Annotated in this window: 23 protein-coding genes and 1 pseudogene; all 24 read left to right on the top strand. The window is 45.4% G+C overall.

The window, feature by feature from the left end; all coding sequences use genetic code 11:
* Window positions 1-76 precede the first annotated feature (76 nt).
* Entirely contained in the window at window positions 77-844 is a 768-nt protein-coding gene (locus I872_RS08125) for an ABC transporter ATP-binding protein (protein WP_015605625.1), read from the top strand.
* Entirely contained in the window at window positions 837-2,825 is a 1,989-nt protein-coding gene (locus tag I872_RS08120) for an ABC transporter permease (protein ID WP_015605624.1), read from the top strand. Before I872_RS08125 ends, I872_RS08120 begins: the two co-directional genes overlap by 8 nt.
* 131 nt (window positions 2,826-2,956) lie before the next feature.
* Window positions 2,957-4,357, top strand: coding sequence for an amino acid permease (locus I872_RS08115; RefSeq protein ID WP_015605623.1), 1,401 nt, complete (start codon window positions 2,957-2,959; stop codon window positions 4,355-4,357).
* Between the two features lie 42 nt (window positions 4,358-4,399).
* Window positions 4,400-4,669 (top strand): hypothetical protein, encoded by a 270-nt coding sequence (locus I872_RS08110; protein ID WP_015605622.1) that lies wholly within the window; start codon window positions 4,400-4,402, stop codon window positions 4,667-4,669.
* A 315-nt stretch (window positions 4,670-4,984) separates the two neighbouring features.
* Window positions 4,985-5,410 (top strand): GNAT family N-acetyltransferase, encoded by a 426-nt coding sequence (locus I872_RS08105; protein WP_015605621.1) that lies wholly within the window; start codon window positions 4,985-4,987, stop codon window positions 5,408-5,410.
* Between the two features lie 18 nt (window positions 5,411-5,428).
* Window positions 5,429-5,884, top strand: a complete 456-nt coding sequence (locus I872_RS08100; RefSeq protein ID WP_015605620.1) for a GNAT family N-acetyltransferase — start codon at window positions 5,429-5,431, stop codon at window positions 5,882-5,884.
* Between the two features lie 62 nt (window positions 5,885-5,946).
* Window positions 5,947-6,183: a DUF2829 domain-containing protein gene (locus tag I872_RS08095; protein WP_002899859.1), complete on the top strand. Its 237-nt coding sequence runs from the start codon at window positions 5,947-5,949 to the stop codon at window positions 6,181-6,183.
* Window positions 6,176-6,874, top strand: a complete 699-nt coding sequence (locus I872_RS08090; protein ID WP_015605619.1) for a 3-oxoacyl-ACP reductase — start codon at window positions 6,176-6,178, stop codon at window positions 6,872-6,874. Before I872_RS08095 ends, I872_RS08090 begins: the two co-directional genes overlap by 8 nt.
* Before the next feature lie 4 nt (window positions 6,875-6,878).
* Window positions 6,879-7,637 (top strand): GNAT family N-acetyltransferase, encoded by a 759-nt coding sequence (locus I872_RS08085; RefSeq protein ID WP_015605618.1) that lies wholly within the window; start codon window positions 6,879-6,881, stop codon window positions 7,635-7,637.
* Window positions 7,634-7,836, top strand: a pseudogene (locus I872_RS08080) (DUF7716 domain-containing protein); the annotation flags it as partial. The gene I872_RS08085 and the pseudogene I872_RS08080, both read left to right, overlap by 4 nt.
* Window positions 7,837-8,013: 177 nt before the next feature.
* Window positions 8,014-9,399, top strand: a complete 1,386-nt coding sequence (locus I872_RS08075; protein ID WP_015605616.1) for an amino acid permease — start codon at window positions 8,014-8,016, stop codon at window positions 9,397-9,399.
* Window positions 9,400-9,548: 149 nt separating this feature from the next.
* A complete protein-coding gene (locus tag I872_RS08070; protein WP_015605615.1) occupies window positions 9,549-10,082 on the top strand; it encodes a YceD family protein in 534 nt (177 codons plus the stop codon).
* A 112-nt stretch (window positions 10,083-10,194) separates the two neighbouring features.
* Window positions 10,195-10,827, top strand: a complete 633-nt coding sequence (gene gmk / locus I872_RS08065) for a guanylate kinase (protein WP_172456453.1) — start codon at window positions 10,195-10,197, stop codon at window positions 10,825-10,827.
* 26 nt (window positions 10,828-10,853) lie between these two features.
* Window positions 10,854-11,168: a DNA-directed RNA polymerase subunit omega gene (gene rpoZ / locus I872_RS08060; protein WP_005590937.1), complete on the top strand. Its 315-nt coding sequence runs from the start codon at window positions 10,854-10,856 to the stop codon at window positions 11,166-11,168.
* Between the two features lie 64 nt (window positions 11,169-11,232).
* Entirely contained in the window at window positions 11,233-13,638 is a 2,406-nt protein-coding gene (locus I872_RS08055) for a primosomal protein N' (protein ID WP_015605613.1), read from the top strand.
* Window positions 13,639-13,738: 100 nt separating this feature from the next.
* Window positions 13,739-14,677, top strand: coding sequence for a methionyl-tRNA formyltransferase (gene fmt / locus I872_RS08050; protein WP_041826831.1), 939 nt, complete (start codon window positions 13,739-13,741; stop codon window positions 14,675-14,677).
* Entirely contained in the window at window positions 14,667-15,980 is a 1,314-nt protein-coding gene (rsmB, locus tag I872_RS08045; RefSeq protein WP_172456452.1) for a 16S rRNA (cytosine(967)-C(5))-methyltransferase RsmB, read from the top strand. The genes fmt and rsmB overlap by 11 nt, the downstream gene beginning before the upstream one ends.
* Window positions 15,981-16,001: 21 nt before the next feature.
* Window positions 16,002-16,742, top strand: coding sequence for a Stp1/IreP family PP2C-type Ser/Thr phosphatase (locus I872_RS08040; protein ID WP_015605610.1), 741 nt, complete (start codon window positions 16,002-16,004; stop codon window positions 16,740-16,742).
* Window positions 16,739-18,610, top strand: coding sequence for a Stk1 family PASTA domain-containing Ser/Thr kinase (gene pknB / locus I872_RS08035; RefSeq protein WP_015605609.1), 1,872 nt, complete (start codon window positions 16,739-16,741; stop codon window positions 18,608-18,610). Before I872_RS08040 ends, pknB begins: the two co-directional genes overlap by 4 nt.
* A gap of 149 nt (window positions 18,611-18,759) precedes the next feature.
* Window positions 18,760-19,248, top strand: coding sequence for a ribosome maturation factor RimP (gene rimP / locus I872_RS08030; protein WP_041826911.1), 489 nt, complete (start codon window positions 18,760-18,762; stop codon window positions 19,246-19,248).
* Window positions 19,249-19,309: 61 nt separating this feature from the next.
* Window positions 19,310-20,560 (top strand): transcription termination factor NusA, encoded by a 1,251-nt coding sequence (gene nusA / locus I872_RS08025; protein WP_172456451.1) that lies wholly within the window; start codon window positions 19,310-19,312, stop codon window positions 20,558-20,560.
* 11 nt (window positions 20,561-20,571) lie between these two features.
* Entirely contained in the window at window positions 20,572-20,868 is a 297-nt protein-coding gene (rnpM, locus tag I872_RS08020; protein ID WP_015605606.1) for an RNase P modulator RnpM, read from the top strand.
* The gene (locus I872_RS08015) at window positions 20,861-21,160 is read left to right on the top strand and encodes a YlxQ-related RNA-binding protein (RefSeq protein ID WP_015605605.1); all 300 of its coding nucleotides are present in this window, start codon (window positions 20,861-20,863) and stop codon (window positions 21,158-21,160) included. Before rnpM ends, I872_RS08015 begins: the two co-directional genes overlap by 8 nt.
* A 16-nt stretch (window positions 21,161-21,176) precedes the next feature.
* Window positions 21,177-23,978 (top strand): translation initiation factor IF-2, encoded by a 2,802-nt coding sequence (infB, locus tag I872_RS08010; RefSeq protein ID WP_015605604.1) that lies wholly within the window; start codon window positions 21,177-21,179, stop codon window positions 23,976-23,978.
* The last annotated feature ends 1 nt before the right edge of the window (window position 23,979 follow it).

Here is a 23,979-nt window from a genome sequence, read left to right as displayed (position 1 = left end):
GAGCAGAGCTAGCTAATAAGGTATTGAAAGATAAGCTAAATAGCCATTTTACACATAAATAAAAAGAGGTTCAAGTATGACATTATTAGACGTACAACACGTGAAAAAGATTTATAAGACCCGCTTTCAGGGCAGCCAAGTAGAGGCGCTGAAGGACATTCACTTTACAGTAGAAAAAGGCGAATATGTCGCCATCATGGGGGAGTCAGGCTCTGGGAAATCCACCCTGCTCAATATTCTAGCTATGCTGGACAAGCCGACAGAAGGCCGTGTTTTCCTCAACGGAACTGATACGGCAACCATTAAAAACAGCCAGGCTTCCAGCTTCCGTCGGGAGAAATTAGGCTTTGTATTTCAGGATTTCAACTTGCTGGATACCTTGTCAGTCAAGGATAATATCCTCCTGCCTTTGGTCCTCTCTCGGCGTCCTATTACTGAGATGATGCAAAAGCTGGTCACGACCTGCAATGAGCTGGGGATTAACAAACTTCAAGAGAAGTTCCCTTATGAAATTTCCGGTGGTCAGAAGCAACGGGTAGCAGTAGCCCGTGCCATTATCACCGAGCCTGAGATTCTGCTGGCAGATGAACCAACAGGAGCCTTGGATTCCAAGTCCTCGGCTGCCCTCTTGGATGTCTTTGACGATATCAACGACCGCGGCCAGACCATTCTCATGGTGACCCACTCGACCTCGGCAGCCAGTCGGGCCAAGCGGGTGCTCTTTATCAAGGATGGAATTCTTTACAATCAAATCTTCCGCGGTGACAAGACCGAGCGGCAGATGTTCCAAGAGATTTCTGATACGCTGACGGTCATGGCAAGTGAGGTAGAAGCTCATGCTTAGATTAACTAGTAAGCTTGCGCTTTCCAATTTAATCAAAAATCGTAAGCTTTATTATCCTTTCGCCCTGGCGACCTGTCTATCCATCGCCATCTCCTACATCTTTTTCTCCCTGACCTTTAATCCCAATTTAGTAAAAATGACCGGTGCAAGTGCTGTTTCTATGGTGCTATCTTTGGGGATGGTGATTGTCAGCATCACGACCAGCATTATCGTCTTTTATGCTAATAGCTTTGTTTTCAAGAATCGCTCCAAAGAGTTAGGCCTTTACAGTGTGCTAGGGCTCAATAAATCCCACATCTTTGTCATGGTGGTGATCGAATTACTGGTATTTGGTCTGGTCACCCTTATCCTCGGACTAGGGATTGGACTCTTGTTTGACAAGCTGATCTATGCTCTTTTGCTGAAAATCATGGCGATGAAGGTTGTCTTGGTGTCAACTTTTCAGCCTGCTGTCGTTATCGCGGTTGCTATTTTCTACGCTTTTGTCTTTTTCTGCTTGATGATTAGCAATGGTCTGCGCCTGAGAAAGCTTGATGCGCTGCAATTGGTCAAAGAGAAGAATAGCGGAGAAAAGAAAAGTCGCTTTTTATTCCTGCAGACACTACTTGGACTTGCAGCCTTGGCATACGGTTACTTCCTTGCATTAGGAGTGACCAATCCTTTATCAGCAGTCTTTACATTCTTTGTCGCGGTGCTCTTTGTGATTCTAGGCACCTATCTACTCTTTAATGCTGGAATTACAGTCTTTCTACAATTTTTGAAAAAGAGGAAGTCCTATTATTACCAACCCAATAATATGATTTCCGTTTCCAACCTGATTTTCCGCATGAAGAAAAATGCAGTGGGCCTGGCAACGATTGCTATCCTATCAACCATGGTCTTGGTAACCTTATCTGGCGGTGCTAACATCTATGCCGGTGGTGACTACATGCAAAAAGCTATGTTTCCTCATGATTTTAGCATTCAAGGAAAAGGAACCACGGGTGAGCAGATGGACCAAGTGCTGACAGAGTTTGTGAATGAGCAGCAGTTGCCAGTCACTAAGAAAGGTGTCTATCCATACTATACGATGGGAGTGACGAGTCGTGCTGGCAATCAGCTCGATATCAACGCTGCCGCTCAAAAATTTGTCACACCGAAAACTTATATTCTGGCGGTTTCAGAAGCGGATTATCAGAGTATGACGGGGAAAACTCTTGATCTTGGAGATGATGAAGTGGCGCTCTACCAGCAAGGAGTGAAACTGGATCCCAAGCAAGACTTGCAGCTGGCTGGTCAGACTTTTAAAATCAAGGAAGAACTCAAAGAAGACTTTATCTTTGGTCATTTACCCGATCAGATGAACATGATCGTCCCAGAGAAAATCTACATGGTTCTTAAAAACCCTGACCAAATATTCTCTGCAATGACGGATAAATATGCTGTAAACCTTAATTATTATGGCTGGCTTGATACAAAGCTGTCAACAGAAGAACAGCGCAATCTGCGGGATGCTTACCAAGAAAAATTGCAGCAGTTTAATCAGACCTTGCCTGAAAACCAAGCAGTCTACGGTTCGGTAACAGCTTTTGATAAGCAAGAAATCAAAGGTATGCTGGGTGGGATGTTCTTCATCGGCATCTTTCTGTCGATCGTCTTTATGCTGGGGACCATCCTCATCATCTACTACAAGCAGATTTCAGAAGGGTACGAGGATCGGGATCGCTTTATGATTCTACAAAAGGTCGGTCTGGATGAGAAGCAAATCAGACAAACCATTCGGAAACAGATCTTGATTGTTTTCTTCCTGCCGCTGGCCTTTGCCTTTATCCATCTGACCTTTGCCTATCATATGCTGAGCTTGATCTTGTCTGCCCTCGGTGTTCTTAACTCAGTTCTCATGCTAGCTGTAACGCTGGGTGTCTGTGCAATCTTCTTTATCAGCTATGTGATTGTCTTCATGATTACTTCCCGCAGTTATCGTAAAATTGTCTCTATGTAAGAAGTTGGGTTTTCCCAGCTTCTTATTTTGCTTTTCTTTACCTGATGAAAAAGGGGCAGATAAAATGAGACTTTGGTAAATCCAACAATCTATGATATAATAAACCATCTATGCCTTGGAGGGAGATTGCTATGAATATTTTTCGAAAAAAAGATGCCAGTAAAAACAGGACGGGAATGCGGCGGCATCTGAAACTGATGGATTTGATTCTTTTAGGGATCGGTGCCATGGTCGGTACCGGGATTTTCACGGTTACGGGAATTGGAGCGGCGACTTATGCTGGTCCAGCTTTGATTGTGTCGATCGTGATTTCTGCCCTATGTGTCAGCATCTCTGCCTTATTTTATGCAGAGTTTGCCTCTCGAGTCCCGGCTAATGGCGGAGCTTACAGCTATATTTACGCTGTTTTAGGGGAATTTCCGGCCTGGATGGCTGGTTGGCTGACCATCATGGAATTTATGACAGCTATATCAGGTGTGGCTTCTGGTTGGGCCTCTTACCTAAAAGGGCTACTGGGTGGTTTTGGTTTTCAGTTACCGACTGCCTTAAATGGAACTTTTGCTCCACAAGCAGGGACCTATGTCGATATTTTGCCAATTTTGGTCATTCTTTTTGTGACGGGTGTGGTACTTCTAAACTCAAAAGCAGCCCTGCGCTTTAATTCAGCCTTGGTCGTCCTCAAATTCTCAGCCTTAGCTCTCTTTATTCTCGTTGGGCTTTTCCATCTCCGACCTGAGAATTGGTCTAACTTTGCACCCTTCGGCTTTGGTCAGATTTATGGCGGACAGACGGGGATTATGGCTGGAGCTTCTCTGATGTTCTTTGCTTTTCTCGGCTTTGAGTCGATTTCCATGTCTGTGGATGAGATTAAAGAACCGCAAAAAAATGTGCCGCGCGGCATTGTCCTTTCCCTTGGGATCGTGACCATTCTCTATATCTTGGTAACTTTGGTATTGACAGGCTTGGTCCACTATACTAAGCTAAATGTTCCAGATGCAGTAGCCTTTTCCCTTCGCAGTATTGGGCTGGATTGGGCGGCTAATTATGTCTCTATCGTGGCTATTTTGACCCTGATTACGGTCTGTATCTCCATGACCTATGCCTTGTCTCGGATGATTTACAGCATAGCGCGTGACGGACTTTTACCGCGGTCTTTCAAGGAATTGACTGCTACTAGCCGCGTACCTCAAAATGCTACTATCTTGGTGGGGATTGCCTCAGCTATCTGTGCGGGTATCTTCCCTCTTGCCAGCATCGCTTCTTTCCTCAATATCTGTACTTTGGCCTATCTGATTATGCTGGCCTTTGCCATTTTGAAGTTGCGCAAGGAAAAGGGGCAGCCCAAGGCAGGAGAGTTTAAAACTCCGCTGGTGCCTCTAACTCCGATTTTGTCCATTGTCATCTGTCTTTCCTTTATGACTCAGTACACTTGGGACACTTGGTTGGCCTTTGGCATCGCCCTGCTTTTGGGAATTTTGATTTACTTTGGCTACGGCTATCGTCATTCGGAAATAGAAGTGAAAGAAAAGTAGTGTAAAAAAGTTGTTTTAAACAGAAAGTAGAAGGAGAAAAGGATGAAGAATTTTAACCTAACGAAAAAGAAGAAAGTTTGGCTGATTGCGCTTGCCTTACTTGCCCTTATCTTACTAGCCATTGTAATCAATATCCAGCTGAATCAACCCGAACATATGAGCGCTGATTATGTTGGTCTTTGGAAGTCAAGATGGCATGAGGAAAATAAAGACTGGCTCTATCCTCTGAAAAATATCTGTCTTGTTCTTTTAGCAGGTATAGCTGGTTCGGGTCTCATGATTGCATTTTCCAAGAGTGAGAAATGGGAATAAGCTTTATGAAAATGAGGCAATTCAGCCCGATGTCCTAACTGACCATCCTTTAGAAGAGGCGGAGTCTTGGTTGAAGAAACAGTTAGGAGAATAGTTTATTGAAAGAGGCTGGGACAAAAGTCCTAGCCTCCTCAATTGTCTTTGGATTGTTGAGCAAGACGCAGTGGTTGAGTGGGTTCTATTACGCTGATTTCATCAGCTTTTACAGCCCTACTCAACTGTGCGGAGGTGGGACGACGAAATCGAATTCTAACGAATTACCGATTTCCGTCCCACTCTCTTTCTGCTATAATAAAGAATAGAACGAGGTGACAGATGATTCGTAAAGTAAAACTAAGAGACGCCGCAGCCATTCAGCGGCTCAATGCTGAGTGCTTGGGCTATGATTTCGATAGGGAAGCGACGGAGGCTCAACTGAAGAGGCTGCTAGAGAATGACCAGCATTTGATTTTGGTCGCTGAAGAAGACGGAAAGGTCATAGGTTACGCTCATGCAGCTAGCTACGACTGTCTCTATTTCCCGTCCTTGCTCAATCTCTTGGCTTTGGCCGTCGCTCAGGATTTTCAAGGCCAGGGACATGGCAGAGCGCTGATGCAAGCCTTGCGTGAAGAGGCAAAAGCCGCAGGCTACACAGGGATTCGGATTAATTCAGGCATTTCCCGCTCATCAGCCCATGAATTTTATCGCAACCTCGGCTGCAGTGAAAAAGCAGATCAGAAACGATTTTATTGGAAATTTTAGAGAAAAGAGGACTAGACGATGATTGAACAATTAACCCAGCAGCATGCTTTGGAAATTGCTAAGGACTGGCATTACGAGGCGCCCTATGACTTTTATGATATGAAAAATGACCTAGAGGATTATGAAGAAATGGTCTCCTCAGAAGCGCGTGGGGACTGTTATTATCAAGTCCTGCGAGAGGGGAAGCTCTATGGATTTTTCTGTTTGGAGCAAAAAGGAGAACGAGCTTTGGAGCTTGGTTTGGGGATGAAGCCGGAGCACTGCGGAAAGAGTCAGGGCGCTTCATTTCTGCAGGAAATTCTGGACTTTATCATGGAAAATTTTGCGCCCCAAGTCATAAGGCTATCCGTGGCTGACTTCAATCATCGAGCCCAGCAGCTGTATCTCAACATGGGCTTTGAAGTGGTGAGACGCATTCCGCAGGAAAGCAATGGCGATATTCACCTCTTTGTAGAGATGGAGAAGAAGCTTTAACTTACCTATGACTGCTAACAGTAAATTTGTAAATGGATATCGATAAACAAAAGGAGAAAACCATGACATTTGAAGAAATTTTACCTGGCCTTAAGGCCAAGAAAAAATATGTGAGGACAGGCTGGGGTGGAGCGGAAAACTATGTCCAGCTCTTTGACACGATTGAGCAGAATGGAGTGGCTCTTGAAGTGACACCGTATTTCCTCATCAATGTTTCAGGTGAGGGAGAGGGCTTCTCCATGTGGAGTCCAACTCCTTGTGATGTGCTCGCTACAGATTGGGTGGAAGTAGATGACTAAGACGGTACTGGTGACGGGAGCTAGCTCTGGCATCGGTCGAGCTCAGGCTCTGACCTTTTTGGAAAATGGCTACCGGGTTTATGGTGTGGACAAGGATGAAAATCCCGGCTTTCTCAATGAGCTGCGTTTTATCAAGTTGGATTTGACAGGGGATTTGACACCGCTCTTCACCAGCTTGCCCGAGGTGGACATTCTCTGCAATACAGCTGGAATTTTGGACGATTATTGCCCCCTGCACGAGACAAGTGACGAGGACTGGGAGCAGATTTTTGGCCTTAATCTGACCGCGACAATGAAAATCACTCGCTTTTACCTGCAGAAAATGCTGGAGAAAAAGTCTGGTATCATCATTAATATGTGCTCGATTGCTAGCTTTCTGGCTGGTGGCGGCGGTGTAGCCTATACAGCCTCTAAGCATGCTCTGGCTGGCCTGACCAAACAGATAGCCTTAGACTATGCGGATCAAAATATCCAAGTCTTTGGCCTAGCGCCAGGCGCAGTCAAGACAGCTATGACTGCTGCAGATTTTGAGCCAGGCGGGCTGGCAGACTGGGTTGCTGAGGAAACGCCGATCAAGCGCTGGCTGGATCCTCAGGAAGTGGCAGACATCAGCCTCTTTCTAGCCAGTGGTAAGGCAGCTGCTATGCAGGGCGAGATTATCAAAATCGATGGTGGCTGGAGTTTGAAGTAAGTAAATGAAGAATGCGAACAATGAAAAAGCTAAGAATCTTTTCCAATCCTGGACCAAAAATATGGTACTTTACGGTTTGGATGCTGGTCTAGGGCAGTTCTTTATGAACGCGCCTGAGACATCTTGTCTTTACCAACTAGGAAATTTCATCTTTCCTGCTGGTCAGGCAGATCCGGATTTTTGGCAGGATTATAGTAGCCAGTATGGTCTGGCTGATAAGATTGTCATCTCTGAGGATTTCAGCTGGCGAGAATTTTTTGATAGTCAGAGTGAGCTGCAGCAGTTCACTCGCTATGCTTTTGCGGACAGGGCTTCCTTTGACACAGAGGCTTTGGAGAAATGGCAGAGCAGGCTACCTGCAAACTACTACCTTTGCTCGATTGATACGGAGAGTTATGAGCGTTTGGCTGGGGAAGCATGGTCTCAGGATTTGCAGGGTGATTTTTCCGATTTTGACCATTTTCAAGCGACGGGTGGCTTTGGTTTTTTACTCTATTCAGGAGAGGAAATCATCGCTGGCATATCGACAGGATTGGTCTATCATGGCGCCCTTGAGATTGAAATTGCTACCAAGCCAGTCTACCAAAGACAGGGCTTGGCCAAAATCTTGGGTGCCCAGATGATTTTAGAAGCTCAAAAACGCTCACTCTTTCCTCTATGGGATGCGCACAATGAAGCCTCCAAAAAGGTCGCAGAAAGCTTGGGCTGTCTGTGCCTAGGAGCTTATCCGGCTTATGAATGGAAAGGGACTTTTGACCAATGAAGAAAAACCAAACCTATTTCTTAAAAGACATCGTTGAGGCTGTAAAATCGGAAGATCTAGATGATGATTTTTGTTTGTATGATAAGGATACGGGAGAACGGAATTTCCAAGCCAGCGATTTGTTTGCCGATTATCGACAAGTGTGGATGATAGGGATGTTTATCCTAGACAAGTAAGGGAGTTAGAGCTAGATAGAGTCCCTTCATAAGAACAGTATGCAATGTTTTTATCCTGTCTGTTATAAATGATTCTACGAACTATGAGTCTGGCTTTTTACATAAATTTTCTAGAGTAAATGTTTAGATAAAATGAAAAAATCTAGCAGAATTGTCTGAATTGTGATACAATAAAGCGATTTGTGAAAGGAAATGATTGAATGAGTGAAAATGAGTTGAAAAATAACGAGAAAACAGAAAAGAATGGGATGGAACGTGGTTTACAAAATCGACATGTTCAGATTATAGCCATTGCTGGAACCATCGGCACGGGTCTTTTCTTGGGGGCGGGGCGTTCGATTAGCCTGACGGGACCATCCATTATCTTGATTTATATGCTGACGGGCCTTTTCATGTATCTGATGATGCGGGCGATTGGGGAAATGCTTTACTACGACCCTGACCAGCATACCTTTATCAACTTTATTACCAAATATTTGGGAACTGGCTGGGGGTATTTTTCCGGCTGGTCCTACTGGATTTCTCTGATTTTTATCGGAATGGCTGAGATTACGGCTGTTGCCCAGTATGTGCAGTACTGGTTTCCTGACTGGCCAGCTTGGCTGATTCAGCTAGTCTTTCTAGCCCTTCTTAGCTTGGTCAATCTGATAGCGGTTCGAGTTTTTGGCGAGGTCGAATTTTGGTTTGCCATGATAAAAATTGTGGCTATCATCGCCTTGATTGCAACGGCTGTCTTTATGATATTGACAGGCTTTAAAACGCCTCACGGAGTAGCCAGTCTTGGGAATATTGGTCGCGGTTTTCAGCTTTTCCCTAATGGCTTTGTAAGTTTTGTTATGGCTTTTCAGATGGTTTTCTTTGCCTATCAGGCCATTGAATTTATCGGGATTACTACTTCTGAAACGGCTAATCCACGAGCGGTATTGCCAAAGGCCATTAAAGAAATTCCTTTGCGGATTGTCTTGTTCTACGGGGGTTCTCTCCTTGCCATTATGGCTATCATTCCTTGGAAAGAGCTGGCAACGGCTGACTCTCCCTTTGTTATCGTTTTTCAGTTAGCTGGTCTCAAATGGGCAGCGGCCTTGATTAACTTCGTGGTTCTGACCTCAGCGGCTTCAGCACTGAACTCGACCCTTTACTCAACGGGTCGCCATTTGTATCAGATTGCCCACGATACGCCAAATCGTTTTCTAAAGAAAATAGGAGCTGGGAAGCTGTCTCGGCAAAACGTTCCGCAGAATGCGATTTTGGCGTCAGCGGCTGTTATTGCCTTTGCGGCCTTTATCAAGATTCTGCCGGGAGTATCAGATTCCTTTGCCCTGATTACGGCTTCCTCATCTGGTGTCTACATCGCCATCTATGGTCTGACCATGCTGGCCCACCTCAAATATCGCAAGTCACCAGATTTTATGGCAGATGGTTATCTCATGCCAGCTTACAAGTTTCTCAATCCTTTGACCATGCTCTTCTTTGCCTTTGTCTTTGTGACTCTTTTCTTACAAAAGTCAACGGTAGTGGGAGCAATCGGATCAGCTGTTTGGATCATCGTTTTTGGTCTTTACAGCCAGTTTAAATTTAGAAAATAAACGAACCTTTTTAGGAAGAAGCGTATTTTCTCTCAGTCCAAGAGGCTGAGAGATTTTCTTTTTAGTTGTCTCATTGGCTGTTTGGGGTATAGGTATTTGGTCGAGAAAATGGTATAATGATGAAAGAAATAATGTAAAACGAGGCTGAAATGTTAAATATTCAAGAAATTAAGAAAAATGCTGGCGGTTTGCAGTTTGATCAAGACTTTGATTTGGCGCAAGAGCTAAAAGAACGTAATCGTGAAGTGCTAGATATCCAGAAGATCGTGGCTAGAGGTCAGGCTCAGTATGAAAATGGGCTTTATTTTTTGGATTACACCTTGACTTACCAGATTACCCTCGCTTCTAGTCGCAGCATGGCTCCAGTTGACATAGTGGAAGACTACATGGTTCATGAAGTCTTTGCCTCTGTCGAAGATGGCTCTGTGCAAAAAGATTTGCTGGAAGATGATTTGGTTCTGCCATTTGAGGGGGATACGATCGATTTGGCAGCAAGTGTGGCGGACAATATTTTGCTCCATATTCCGTTGAAAGTTTTGACTCCTGGAGAGGAAGCCGGTGAGACCATGCCTATGGGAATTGACTGGCAGGTGCTGACGGAGGAAGACTATCAAAAGCAGCAAATGGAAAAGAAAGAAGCCAATAGCCCTTTTGCCAGCCTTCAAGGTTTATTTGATGAATAAAAGCGTCTAAACTCTAGCAGGATTCTAGAGGATTATCAAGGAAATCTCTTTGAATCTTCTTGAAATATGAGCGCAATTTTGTTACACTAGATAGAAAGATTGTGAAGGAGATATGATGACAGAACGAGGCTTGTTAATTGTCTTTTCTGGCCCCTCAGGCGTTGGGAAAGGAACAGTAAGACGGGAAATTTTTGAGAGTACGGACAATCAGTTTCAGTATTCTGTATCTATGACGACTCGTCCGCAGCGTCCTGGAGAAGTTGATGGTGTTGATTATTTCTTTCGCACTCGTGAAGAGTTTGAGGAGCTGATTCGTCAAGGGCAGATGCTCGAGTATGCAGAGTATGTCGGCAATTATTACGGGACTCCGCTCACTTATGTCAATGAGACCTTGGATAAGGGGATAGATGTTTTCTTGGAAATCGAAGTCCAAGGAGCACTCCAAGTCAAGAAAAAAGTGCCCGATGCTGTGTTTATCTTTCTGACTCCGCCAGACTTGGAAGAGTTGAAAGACCGTTTGGTTGGTCGTGGCACAGACAGTGCAGAAGTTATTGCTCAGCGGATTGAGAAAGCAAAAGAAGAAATTGCCTTGATGCGTGAGTATGATTATGCCATTGTCAATGACCAAGTACCTTTGGCAGCTGAACGTGTGAAACGTGTGATTGAAGCCGAGCATTTTCGTGTAGACCGTGTCATCGGTCACTATCAAGACATGCTTCCTAAGGATGAAGCAGTCGTCCGTTAATAAAGTTAGAAATTAGGTAAATAATTATGATGTTAAAACCGTCTATTGACACCTTGTTGGACAAGGTGCCGTCAAAATATTCTTTGGTTATTTTAGAAGCTAAGCGTGCCCATGAGCTAGAGGCTGGTGCTAAGCCAACTCAGGATTTCAAGTCAGTGAAATCAACGCTACGCGCTTTGGAAGAAATTGAATCTGGTAATGTTGTGATTCACCCAGATCCAGAAGGAAAACGCGAAGCAGTTCGTCGACGTGCGGAAGAAGAACGCCTGCGCAAAGAAGAAGAAGAGCGCAAGATCAAAGAACAAATTGCCAAAGAAAAAGAAGAGGGTGAGAAAATTTAAGGTTGGGGCTACTCAATCTTATTTTTTCTATGAATATGGCGTTTAGGGAAAGCGGGGTGAGAGTGTGAAAATTGCCAAGATTATTGTCGATGTTCCTCTGATGCAGACGGACAAACCATACAGCTATGCGGTTCCAGAGGAGTTTTCTGGGATGCTAGAAGCTGGGATGCGGGTGCATGTGCCTTTTGGTAAGGGCGGTCGATTGATTCAAGGATTGATTGTTGGCTTGGCGGATGAGGAAGCTGAAGATTTGGCTGAACATATTGAAGAATTGAAAGATATTGCAGAGGTCCTGGACTTTAGACCGGTTCTCAATGCGGAGCAGCTCTGGCTGGCTGACCAGTTGCGCCAGTCTGTCTTTTCTTATAAAATTTCTATCCTGAAGGCCATGTTGCCAAGTCTTCTTAATTCCAGCTATGACAAGTTGTTGTATCCAACGGAGCAGCTTTCAGTTGAGGAGCAGCAGGCCATTTTCGGTCAGTCAGCTAGTCTTCGCTTTTCTGATTTGGATAAAAAAAGTCAGTCTAAGCTAATGCGGTTGACCCAGGCTGGTAAGATTCGCTTGGAATACCAAGCGACCGACCGTAAGCATATCAAGACAGAAACTTGGTATCAGGTGGACAGAGAGAAATTGGCTCAATTCGTGCCTTCTGCCCGAGCGAAAAAGCAGCAGGAACTTCAGACTTATTTGCTGGAAAATCCGCAATCAGGTCGCCTCAAAGACTTACGCAAGTTCTTTTCGCCTGCAGCGGTCAACATTTTCTTAGAAAAGGAGCTTCTCCATACAGAGGAGAGAGAGGTCAGCCGGTCTGCGGCGCATTTCCAGAAGGAGCGACAGGATAAAAAGCTGGTTCTCAATGAGGAGCAGGCAGCTGCGGTCGCTGCGATTTGTGAAAAAATCGGTAAAGAAAAGGCTCAACCCGTTTTGCTAGAAGGAGTGACGGGAAGTGGAAAGACCGAGGTTTATCTCAAGGTTATCGAGGAGGCTCTAGGTCAAGGCAAAACAGCAATTATGCTGGTGCCAGAAATTTCTTTGACTCCTCAGGTGACCGACCGTTTTATCTCGCGCTTTGGCGACAAGGTGGCTATTTTGCATTCAGGCCTATCTGACGGTGAGAAGTACGATGAGTGGCGCAAGGTGGAGCGGGGAGAGGCCCAGGTCGTTGTTGGTGCGCGTTCGGCCATTTTTGCTCCACTGACAAATATCGGAGCCATCATCATTGACGAGGAGCATGAGTCCTCCTACAAGCAGGATTCCAATCCTCGCTACCATGCCAGAGATGTGGCTCTCCTGCGAGCTCAGTACAATCAAGCTGTCTTGGTGCTGGGTTCGGCGACTCCTAGCTTAGAAAGTAGAGCCAGAGCCAGCCGTGGCGTTTATGATTTTTTGCAGCTGACTAAGCGGGCTAATCCGCTGGCGCAGATTCCTCAGGTTCAAGTGGTGGACTTCCGAGATTATATTGGGCAAAATGAAGCCAGTAATTTCACCCCAGTCCTGCTAGAGGCTATTCAGAATCGTCTGGATAAGGGGGAGCAGACTGTTCTCATGCTCAACAGGCGAGGCTATTCCAGCTTTGTCATGTGTCGGGAATGCGGCACGGTGGACACCTGCCCCAACTGTGATATTTCTCTGACCTTACATATGGATACCAAAACCATGAACTGCCACTACTGTGGCTTTACCAAGGACATTCCGCAAACCTGTCCTAATTGTGCCAGTCGCAGCATCCGCTACTATGGTACGGGGACGCAGAAGGCCTATGATGAGCTGACGACTCTCTTTCCACAGGCTCGCATTCTGCGCATGGATGTGGATACGACCCGTAAGAAGGGGAGCCACGAAGAAATCCTAGAGGCCTTTGGTCAAGGGCAGGCAGATATTCTGCTGGGAACTCAGATGATTGCCAAGGGCTTGGATTTTCCTAATGTGACCTTGGTCGGTGTCCTCAATGCGGATACAGCTCTAAATCTGCCAGATTTTCGCTCTTCAGAACGAACTTTTCAGCTGCTGACTCAGGTAGCAGGTCGGGCAGGTCGGGCTGAAAAAGCTGGACAAGTCTTTATCCAGTCTTACAACCCGCATCACTATGCCATTGACTTTGCCAGAAAGCAGGACTACGAAGGCTTCTACGCTTATGAAATGGGAATTCGTCGTCAGTTGGGCTATCCGCCGTATTACTATACAGTCGGGTTGACCCTATCCCACAAGGATGAGGAAACAGTAGTCAAGAAATCTTACCAAGTCATGGATATTTTACGGAGTGGCCTGTCGGACAAGGTGCAAATTTTGGGTCCCACACCCAAACCCATTGCCCGAACCCACAATCTCTACCACTATCAGATTTTACTTAAGTATCGCTTTGAGGATGACCTACAAACCACGCTCAATCGGGTCTTGGAACTAACGCAGCAAGCGGAAAACAAGGACCTGCGGCTCAGTATTGATAACGAGCCCCAGAATTTTATCTGATGGCAAAAGTGAGCGAGAGCTGTCAGCTTTGCTCGCTTTTTTGATATAATAGAAAGAAAAACAGTCGCAGGTGGTGGGATTCTGCGACAGATTTGAGGAAATGACAGTGAAATTAATTTTTATGGGAACGCCTGACTTTTCAGCAACGGTCTTAAAAGGCCTGCTGGAAAGCGAACAATATGACATTTTAGCGGTGGTTACTCAACCAGACCGAGCGGTGGGTCGCAAAAAGGAAATCCGCATGACACCGGTCAAGGAAGTGGCTTTAGCTAATGACTTGCCAGTTTACCAACCAGAGAAGCTGGCTAAAAGCGCTGACTTGGAAGAGCTTATGAACTTGGGAGCTGACGGTATTGTGACAGCAGCCTTTGGCCAATTTCTGCCTAGCCGCTTGCTGGACAGCGTTAACTTCGCAGTGAATGTCCATGCCTCTCTCTTGCCAAAATACCGTGGCGGAGCGCCTATTCATTATGCCTTGATAAATGGCGATCAAGAAGCGGGTGTGACCATTATGGAGATGGTCAAGGAGATGGATGCTGGTGATATGATTGCCAGTCGAGCAACCGCCATTGAAGAGTCTGATAATGTCGGAACTCTCTTTGAAAAATTAGCTGTGATTGGCCGCGATCTTCTTTTAGAAGTCTTGCCAGCCTATGTAGCGGGAGAGATTCAAGCTCAGCCTCAGGATCCAGAGTTGGTGACTTTTTCACCGAATATCAGCCCAGAGCAAGAGCGGATTGATTGGACAAAGACCAGTCGTCAGATTTTCAATCAGGTTCGGGGCATGAATCCTTGGCCGGTGGCCCATACCCTGCTAGCTGGCCAGCGCTTCAAGATTTATGAAGTTAGCCAAGCGGAAGGCAGTGGTCGTCCAGGTGAAATCTTGACAATCAGCAAGAAAGAATTAGTGGTCGCAGCGGGTCAGGGAGCCCTTTCACTAAAGACGGTGCAGCCATTCGGCAAGCCCAAAATGGACATCAAGGACTTTCTCAACGGTCTGGGTCGGAGTTTAGCAGTAGGTGATGAATTTGGAAAGTAAGCAAAACAGAGCCCGAGAGCTTGCTCTGCAAATTCTGGAAGAAGTCTTTGAGGAGGGAGCTTATTCCAATATTGCCCTCAATAAGGCTCTGAAACAGAGTGCTCTCAGTTCAGCTGATAAAAGCTTGGTTACGGAGCTGGTCTATGGAACGGTCGCTCGCAAAATTACTCTAGAATGGCAGCTGGCTCATTGGGTGGAGGACAGAGACAAGCTAGATGCTTGGCTATATATCCTGCTTGAGCTCAGCCTTTATCAGATGCTCTATCTGGATAAAATCCCCCAGCATGCTGTCGTCAATGAAGCTGTTGAGATTGCAAAAGGCCGCAAGCGTGGCAGTGAAAAATATGTCAATGCCATCCTGCGGAAAATCGAGCGGGAAGGCGCAGCTGATCCGACCAGTATCAACCGCAAGAACAAGCGCTACTCAGTCCAGTATTCTTTGCCGGTCTGGCTGGTCAAGGTCTTGATTGACGAATACGGGGAAGAACGTGCGGAAGCCATCTTTGCTAGTCTCTTTGAACGCAACAAGGCCAGCATCCGAGTGACGGATTTGGCTCGAAAGGAAGAAATTAAAGCAGTTTTGGGTGCGGAAGATTCGGTCTTAGCTCCTTCAGCCTTGGTCAAGAAACAAGGCCATTTTGCTGGTCATGAGTTCTTTGAAAAAGGCTTGATTACTATTCAAGACGAGTCTAGTCAGCTGGTTGCTCCGACCTTGCAAATTGAAGGACATGAGCAGATTTTGGATGCCTGCAGTGCGCCAGGGGGCAAGGCTGTGCATATGGCTTCCTATCTGACGACTGGTCAGATTATAGCCTTGGATCTTTACGACCATAAGCTGGACTTGATTCGTCAAAACGCAGAACGTCTAGGTTTGGCGGATAAAATCACCACTAAAAAACTGGATGCAACCAAGGTATTTGAGACTTTTGGACCAAATGCTTTTGATAAAATCCTAGTGGACGCTCCCTGCTCTGGCATCGGCTTGATTCGTCGCAAACCAGACATTAAGTACAATAAAGAAAACGCCGATTTTGAAAATTTACAAAAAATTCAGCTGGATATATTAGACAGCGTTTGTCAAAGTCTACGTAAAGGTGGTATAATAATTTATAGTACTTGCACGATTGTGTCTACAGAGAATTTTGAAGTGGTTAAGAAATTCTTAGAAAGACACCCAAACTTTGAGCAAGTTAGACTAGAACATGAAAGAGAAGATATCGTGAAAGACGGCTGTATTTTGATTACACCAGAACTATATGGCAGTGATGGATTTTTTATCAGTCAATTTAGGAAGATGTCTTAATTGGAGGAGGAAACTGACAGTATGGAAATTTCAATATTAACAGATGTTGGTCAAAAGCGGAAAAATAATCAGGATTATGCCAATCTTTTTGTAAATCGGGCTGGCAAGACCATGATTATCTTGGCCGATGGTATGGGTGGCCACAGGGCCGGCAATATTGCCAGTGAAATGGCAGTGACAGACCTGGGTGCCGCATGGGTTGATACCCAGATTGACTCAGTAAATCAAGTCCGTGAATGGTTTGCAGAGCATCTGGAACAAGAAAATCAACGTATTCACCAATTTGGTCAGGGTGAAGAATACAAGGGCATGGGCACAACGCTAGAAGCCTTGGCTATCATTGACAATCAAGCCATTTATGCTCATATTGGCGATTCACGGATTAGCCTGATTCGTGGTGAAGAATACAGTCAATTAACCAGCGACCATTCACTTGTTAATGCTTTGCTCAAGGCTGGACAGATTACCCAAGAAGAGGCGGAACGCCATCCACAGAAGAATATTATCACTCAGTCTATCGGTCAAAAAGATGAAGTGCAGCCTGACTATGGCATGATTACATTAGAAGATGGTGATTACCTTCTGCTCAATAGCGATGGTCTGACCAATATGATTTCAGGCAGCGAGATTTATGACATTGTCACCAGCGACATCAGCCTGTCTGAAAAAACTGAAACCTTAATTCGCTTTGCCAACAATGCTGGAGGACTGGATAACATCACAGTTGCTCTGGTTCGTTTTGACAAGGAGGAGCAGGAATGATTCAAATCGGCAAGATCTTTGCCGGGCGATATAAAATCATCAAGCAGATTGGCCGCGGAGGCATGGCCGATGTCTATCTGGCACGAGATCTGATACTTGATGGTGAGGAAGTTGCTGTAAAGGTTCTTAGAACCAATTATCAGACGGATCCGATTGCAGTTGCTCGCTTCCAGAGAGAAGCCAAAGCGATGGCGGACTTGGATCATCCTTACATTGTCCGGATTTCCGATATTGGAGAAGAAGATGGCCAGCAGTATCTGGCTATGGAATACGTGTCTGGGCTTGACCTCAAACGCTATATCAAAGAAAATTCTCCACTTTCAAATGAAGAAGCAGTCCGAATCATGGGACAAATCCTACTAGCTATGCGTTTAGCGCATACACGCGGGATTGTCCATCGTGACTTAAAACCCCAAAACGTTCTCTTGACGCCAGATGGCAATGCCAAGGTAACAGACTTTGGAATTGCCGTGGCTTTCGCAGAGACCAGCCTGACCCAGACCAATTCGATGCTGGGGTCGGTGCATTATCTTTCGCCAGAACAGGCGCGTGGCTCTAAAGCCACTGTTCAGAGCGACATTTATGCCATGGGGATTATTTTCTACGAGATGCTGACAGGGCATATCCCTTATGACGGAGATAGTGCTGTAACAATTGCCTTGCAGCATTTCCAAAAGCCCCTGCCGTCAATCATCGCAGAAAATCCGAATGTCCCTCAGGCCTTGGAAAATGTGGTCATTAAGGCGACGGCTAAAAAGCTGAGCGATCGCTATCAGTCCGTTGCGGAGATGTATGTTGACTTGTCTAGCAGCTTATCCTATGACCGCCGAAATGAAAAGAAACTGGTCTTTGATGATGGAGCCAAGGCAGATACTAAAACTCTGCCAAAAGTTCCTCCGGTTCCTCAGTCAGCTCCAAGCCCTGTCGCAGAAGCAGTGGCGCCTAAAGTTGCGGCTGATGTGAAGAGAGAGACTCCCGTTTTGAAGGCTCCAGTCAAGAAGCCGAAAAAACGCCATTTGAGAGCTAGATACAAGGTTATGTTCTTAGCCATTCTCTTGGTTTTTGCAGCCTTCTTCTTCTTGCTCTATAAAAGTCCTGCCAATACTACGGTACCAGATGTAGCAGGTCAAACAGTGGCGGAAGCCCGTTCGACCATTACTGCTAAAGGCCTCGAAGTAGGGGAAATCAAAGAAGACTACAGTGATAATGTGGCAGAAGGCAAGGTCATCAAGACTGATCCGCCAGTAAATAGCCAGCGTCGGGAAAATAGTAAGGTGGATTTGATTGTATCTAAAGGTTCAAAAACCTTTACGGTAGAAAACTATGTTGGTCAAAAATCTTCTGAAGCGGTCGAACATCTGAAGAGCACTTACAATATCCCTGAAAAGCTAATCAAGATTGTAGAAGAAGAAAATTCTGATGTTGAAGAGGGAGTTGTTATCAGCCAGACACCGGCTGCAGGTTCTTCTTACGATGTGACATCAAACAAACAGATTACCCTGACGGTTGCTAAAACGGTAACTAGAGTTGAAATGCCTGACTTTGGCCATCTCCAAGTTTCCTATGCTTATGCACGGGCCTATCTGATGGAGATGGGAATTTCTGCGTCTCGAATCGAGCGTGTTATCGATCGTTCTGTAGAGTCAAGTCAAGCTGATTTGGTGACATCCCAGTCTCCAGCAGCTGGACAAAGTATCAAATTGAAATCAAATACCAAGATTACTTTCTACGTAACAGATGGCACAGTCACTAGCTCTTCTAGTTCAAGTGAGCGAACACAACCATCATCTTCTTCAAGCAGCACGAGTGAGGAGGAAAGTCACTCGAGCTCTTCGAGCAGCTCTACAACTGCATCGACGAGCCATTAATGAGGCAGCTAGTCGCAGTTATCTTATCTAGTCTATTTTAGGCTTTGTAGATAAATAAAAGCGTATCCCTTGATTTTCAAGGCAGACTATGCTATAATCACCTTAGTAAATATGAAAGAGAGGCGAGGAAATATCTTCGCCTCTTGTCTGTGAGGAGGTGCAGTCTTATCGCAACGATTGTTGAATTAGTAAGAGAAGTCATTGAGCCAGCCATCCAAGAACCTTATGAATTGGTGGATATTGAGTATGGCAAGATGGGCGGTGACCATGTTCTAAGTGTTTTTATAGACAAGCCCGAGGGGATTACGGTCAACGATACAGCAGATTTGACCGATATTATCAGTCCTCTGTTGGACTCTATCAAGCCAGATCCTTTTCCTGACCAGTATTTTCTGGAGGTGACCAGTCCAGGCTTGGAGCGCCCGCTCAAGACCAAGGAAGCTGTGGCAGCTGCAGTCGGCAGTTATATCCATGTCAGCCTTTATAAAGCACTGGATAAAAACAAGGTTTTTGAAGGAACTCTACTTGGATTTGAAGATGATGTTTTGCTTATGGAATATATGGACAAAACACGCAAAAAAGAAGTTGAAATTCCATATAGTCTAGTGTCAAAAGCAAGATTGGCTGTTAAATTTTAATAACAAATCGCAATATTAATGAAGAAAGGAATACTTTTGTTTAGACAAAAGTTACATGAAGATGAGTAAAGAAATGCTAGAGGCCTTCCGTATTTTGGAAGAGGACAAAGGTATTAAAAAAGAAGATATTATCGAAGCAGTGACAGAATCTCTGCGCTCTGCTTATCGTCGTCGCTACGGTCAGGCAGACAGCGCATCCATTGAGTTTAATGAAAAAACAGGTGATTTCCGTGTCTATACTGTCCGCGAAGTCGTGGATGAGGTCTTTGACAGCCGCTTGGAAATCAGCCTAAAGGACGCCTTGGCTATCAGCTCTGCCTATGAGTTGGGAGATAAGATCAAGTTTGAAGAAGCGCCAGCCGAATTTGGCCGCGTAGCAGCTCAATCTGCTAAGCAGACCATCATGGAAAAGATGCGTAAGCAAACTCGTGCTATCACTTACAATACCTACAAAGAACATGAAAATGAAATCATGTCAGGAACTGTGGAGCGCTTTGATAATCGCTTTATCTATGTCAATCTGGGCACTATTGAAGCACAATTATCTAAACAAGACCAGATTCCTGGTGAGGTCTTTGCCTCTCATGACCGCATCGAAGTTTTTGTCTATAAAGTAGAAGACAATCCTCGTGGTGTCAATGTTTTCGTTAGCCGTAGTCATCCAGAAATGATCAAGCGCTTGATGGAGCAGGAAATTCCTGAAGTTTACGACGGAACTGTGGAAATCATGAGCGTGTCTCGGGAAGCGGGCGATCGGACCAAGGTAGCGGTTCGCAGCCACAATCCAAACGTGGATGCGATCGGAACCATCGTCGGACGTGGAGGTGCCAATATCAAGAAGATTACCAGCAAATTCCACCCAGCCAAATATGATGCCAAAAGTGGTCGTATGATTCCGACTGAGGAAAATATCGATGTTATCGAGTGGGTTGCTGATCCAGCCGAGTATATCTACAATGCCATTGCTCCAGCAGAGGTAGATCAAGTTATCTTCCATGCAGAAGACAATAAGCGAGCTTTGGTTGTCGTACCGGATAACAAGCTTTCACTGGCTATCGGCCGTCGTGGTCAAAACGTTCGCTTGGCAGCTCATTTGACTGGCTTTAGAATTGATATCAAGTCAGCCAGCGAATTTGAAGCAATGGAAGCAGCCAATGAGCTTGGTGGATTTGGCCAAGATTACGTAGCAGAAGATGTACCAGCCGAAGTAGATGCCCTTTCAGCAGAATTTGAAGTGGAAGAGCTGGCAAATGGTACAGAAGTGGCAACTGAAATCGAACTCGAAGAAAGTGAAGCAGTAGCCACAGAATAAGGGAGGCAGATATGGCAAAAACAAGAAAAATCCCTTTAAGAAAATCAGTTGTGTCAAGTGAAGTGATTGACAAGCGTGATCTGTTGCGCATCGTCAAGAATAAAGAAGGTCAGGTATTCATTGATCCGACAGGCAAGGCCAATGGGCGGGGCGCTTATATCAAGCTAGATAATGAAGAAGCTCAGCAGGCCAAGAAAAAACGGGTCTTTAACCGTAGTTTCAGTATGGAAGTAGAAGAAAGTTTCTACGACGAGCTGATTGCCTATGTCGATCACAAGGTCAAGAGAAGAGAGTTGGGTCTTGAATAAAGAAAAACTAGCAAACTTGCTGGGTTTGGCCCAGCGGGCTGGCCGCATCATTTCAGGAGAAGAATTGGTCATCAAAGCCATCCAAGAAGGAAAGGTTCATTTGATCTTTCTAGCTGAGGATGCCGGACCAAATTTGACGAAAAAAATGACTGATAAAAGCCATTATTACAAGATAGAAGTGTCAACCGTGTTTTCAACACTGGAATTAAGCACTGCGATTGGCAAAGCTCGCAAAGTAGCTGCCATCACAGATGCTGGTTTTACAAAGAAAATGAGGTCTCTTATGCAATAGAAGAGGAGGACAAGAATTGTCTAGAATTAGATTGTACGAAATCGCAAAAGAACTGGGGAAGGAAAGTAAAGAGGTAGTAGCTCGGGCCAAGGAATTAGGCCTAGAAGTCAAAAGCCATTCTTCCAGCGTAGAAGAAGAAGCAAGCCAACGCATCAAGGCTAGCTTCGCGACTAAAGAAGTTGCTAAGCCTCTTCCAAAGAAAGAAGCGGCTGTCCAGCCAGCACCAAATAAAGTAGCTGAAAAACCAGCTGCTCCAGTCCAAAAGGAAGTGGCCTCTGCTAGAAAAGAAGAGCCAAAAGTAGCCGACGTACCAGCAGCTGAAGCTCCAGCTAAACCGGCTCCAGCTCGGCCACAAAGTCGAAATTTTAAGGCAGAGCGTGAAGCACGTGCCAAGGAACAAGCAGAGCGTCGTAAGCAGCAACAAAATCGGAAACCACAAAATCCTGACCAGAAGAAAAGCAATGAGCGTGATCGACATGACCGCAAGGCCAACAATGATCGCCAAGAGCGCCGCAATGACCGTCGTGATAATCGTGGTCAAGATGGCCGTCGGAATGGTCAGAATCATCAAGGATTCAACGGTCAAAACCGCCAACAGCCTCAGGGTCCGAAAATTGACTTTAAGGCTCGGGCAGCAGCTCTGAAAGCAGAGCAAAATGCGGAGTATGCACGTTCTAGTGAGGAGCGTTTTAAACAGGCTCAAGCAGCTAAAGAAGCGCAGGAACGCCAGAATAGACGAAAAGAGCCAGTCCAAGCAGAGCCAACAACTGCTGAAGTATTTAAAGCTACTCCGGCTGAAACAGTCCAACCGGCTGCTCCTGCACCAGCACAAGCTGCGGTAGATACTCGTCGTAAAAAGCAAGCTCGACCAGATAAGAAGCGCGATGATTTTGATCGCGAAGAAGAAGGTCCAAGAAAACAACAAAAGAATCGAAATAGTCAAAATCAAGTGAGAAATCAAAGAAACAGTAACTGGAATAACAATAAGAAAAATAAAAAAGGAAAAGGTAACCAGAATCAGGTTCCAAAACCTGTTACAGAACGCAAGTTCCATGAGTTGCCAAGCGAATTCGAATATACGGATGGCATGACCGTTGCGGAAATCGCAAAACGGATCAAGCGCGAGCCAGCTGAAATTGTCAAGAAGCTCTTTATGATGGGCGTGATGGCAACGCAAAACCAATCTCTTGATGGGGATACGATTGAGCTCCTCATGGTGGATTATGGTATCGAAGCCAAACAAAAGGTTGAAGTGGATACAGCTGATATTGAGCGCTTCTTTGTCGAAGAAGGCTATATCAATCCAGATGAATTGGTAGAGCGTCCGCCAGTTGTGACCATCATGGGACACGTTGACCATGGTAAAACAACCCTCTTGGATACTCTACGTAACTCTCGCGTTGCGACAGGTGAAGCAGGTGGTATCACTCAGCATATCGGTGCCTACCAGATTGAGGAAAATGGCAAGAAGATTACTTTCTTGGATACACCTGGACACGCGGCCTTTACTTCGATGCGTGCGCGTGGTGCATCTGTTACCGATATTACCATCTTGGTCGTAGCAGCTGATGACGGTGTTATGCCTCAGACTATTGAAGCGATTAACCACTCTAAAGCCGCTAATGTGCCAATTATTGTGGCTATTAACAAGATCGATAAGCCAGGTGCCAATCCTGAGCGCGTAATTGGTGAATTGGCTGAGCATGGTGTTATGTCAACTGCTTGGGGTGGAGATTCTGAGTTTGTTGAAATCTCAGCTAAGTTCAACCAAAACATCGATGAACTTTTGGAAACAGTTCTACTTGTAGCAGAAATTCAGGAACTCAAAGCAGATCCAACAGTTCGCGCTATCGGTACGGTTATCGAAGCCCGTTTGGATAAAGGAAAAGGTGCAGTTGCAACCCTTCTCGTCCAACAAGGTACGCTGAATGTTCAAGATCCAATCGTTGTCGGAAATACCTTCGGACGTGTCCGTGCTATGACCAATGACTTAGGTCGTCGTGTCAAAGCGGCAGGTCCATCTACGCCGGTTTCTATCACAGGTCTTAATGAAACTCCGATGGCAGGTGACCACTTTGCCGTCTATGAAGATGAAAAAGCTGCGCGTGCAGCCGGTGAAGAACGTGCTAAACGTGCCCTTCTCAAGCAACGTCAAGCTACTCATCGTGTCAGTCTAGAAAATCTCTTTGATACCCTCAAAGCTGGTGAAGTTAAGTCTGTTAACGTCATTATCAAAGCCGATGTACAAGGTTCTGTAGAAGCCTTGGCTGCTTCCTTGCAGAAGATTGAAGTGGAAGGCGTTAAGATTACCATTGTCCACTCAGCAGTTGGTGCTATCAATGAGTCTGACGTGACATTGGCAGAAGCTTCAAATGCCTTTATCATTGGATTTAACGTTCGCCCTACACCACAAGCTCGCCAGCAAGCAGAAGCTGATGATGTAGAAATCCGTCTTCACAGCATTATCTATAAGGTTATCGAAGAAATGGAAGATGCCATGAAAGGAATGCTGGACCCAGAATACCAAGAAAAAATCATCGGGGAAGCCCTTATCCGCGAAACTTTCAAAGTTTCCAAGGTTGGTACTATCGGTGGATTCATGGTTATCAATGGTAAAGTTACCCGTGATTCTAAGGTTCGTGTCATCCGTGATGGCGTCGTGATTTACGACGGTCAGTTGGCGAGCTTGAAGCACTTCAAGGATGATGTGAAAGAAGTCACTAACGGCCGCGAAGGTGGTCTCATGATTGACGGCTATAATGATATCCAAGTGGATGATACGATTGAAGCCTATATCATGGAAGAAATTAAGAAATAAG

This window comes from Streptococcus cristatus AS 1.3089 (assembly GCF_000385925.1).
Classification (GTDB): domain Bacteria; phylum Bacillota; class Bacilli; order Lactobacillales; family Streptococcaceae; genus Streptococcus; species Streptococcus cristatus_B.
This window is presented reverse-complemented; position numbering and strand designations above follow the sequence as displayed.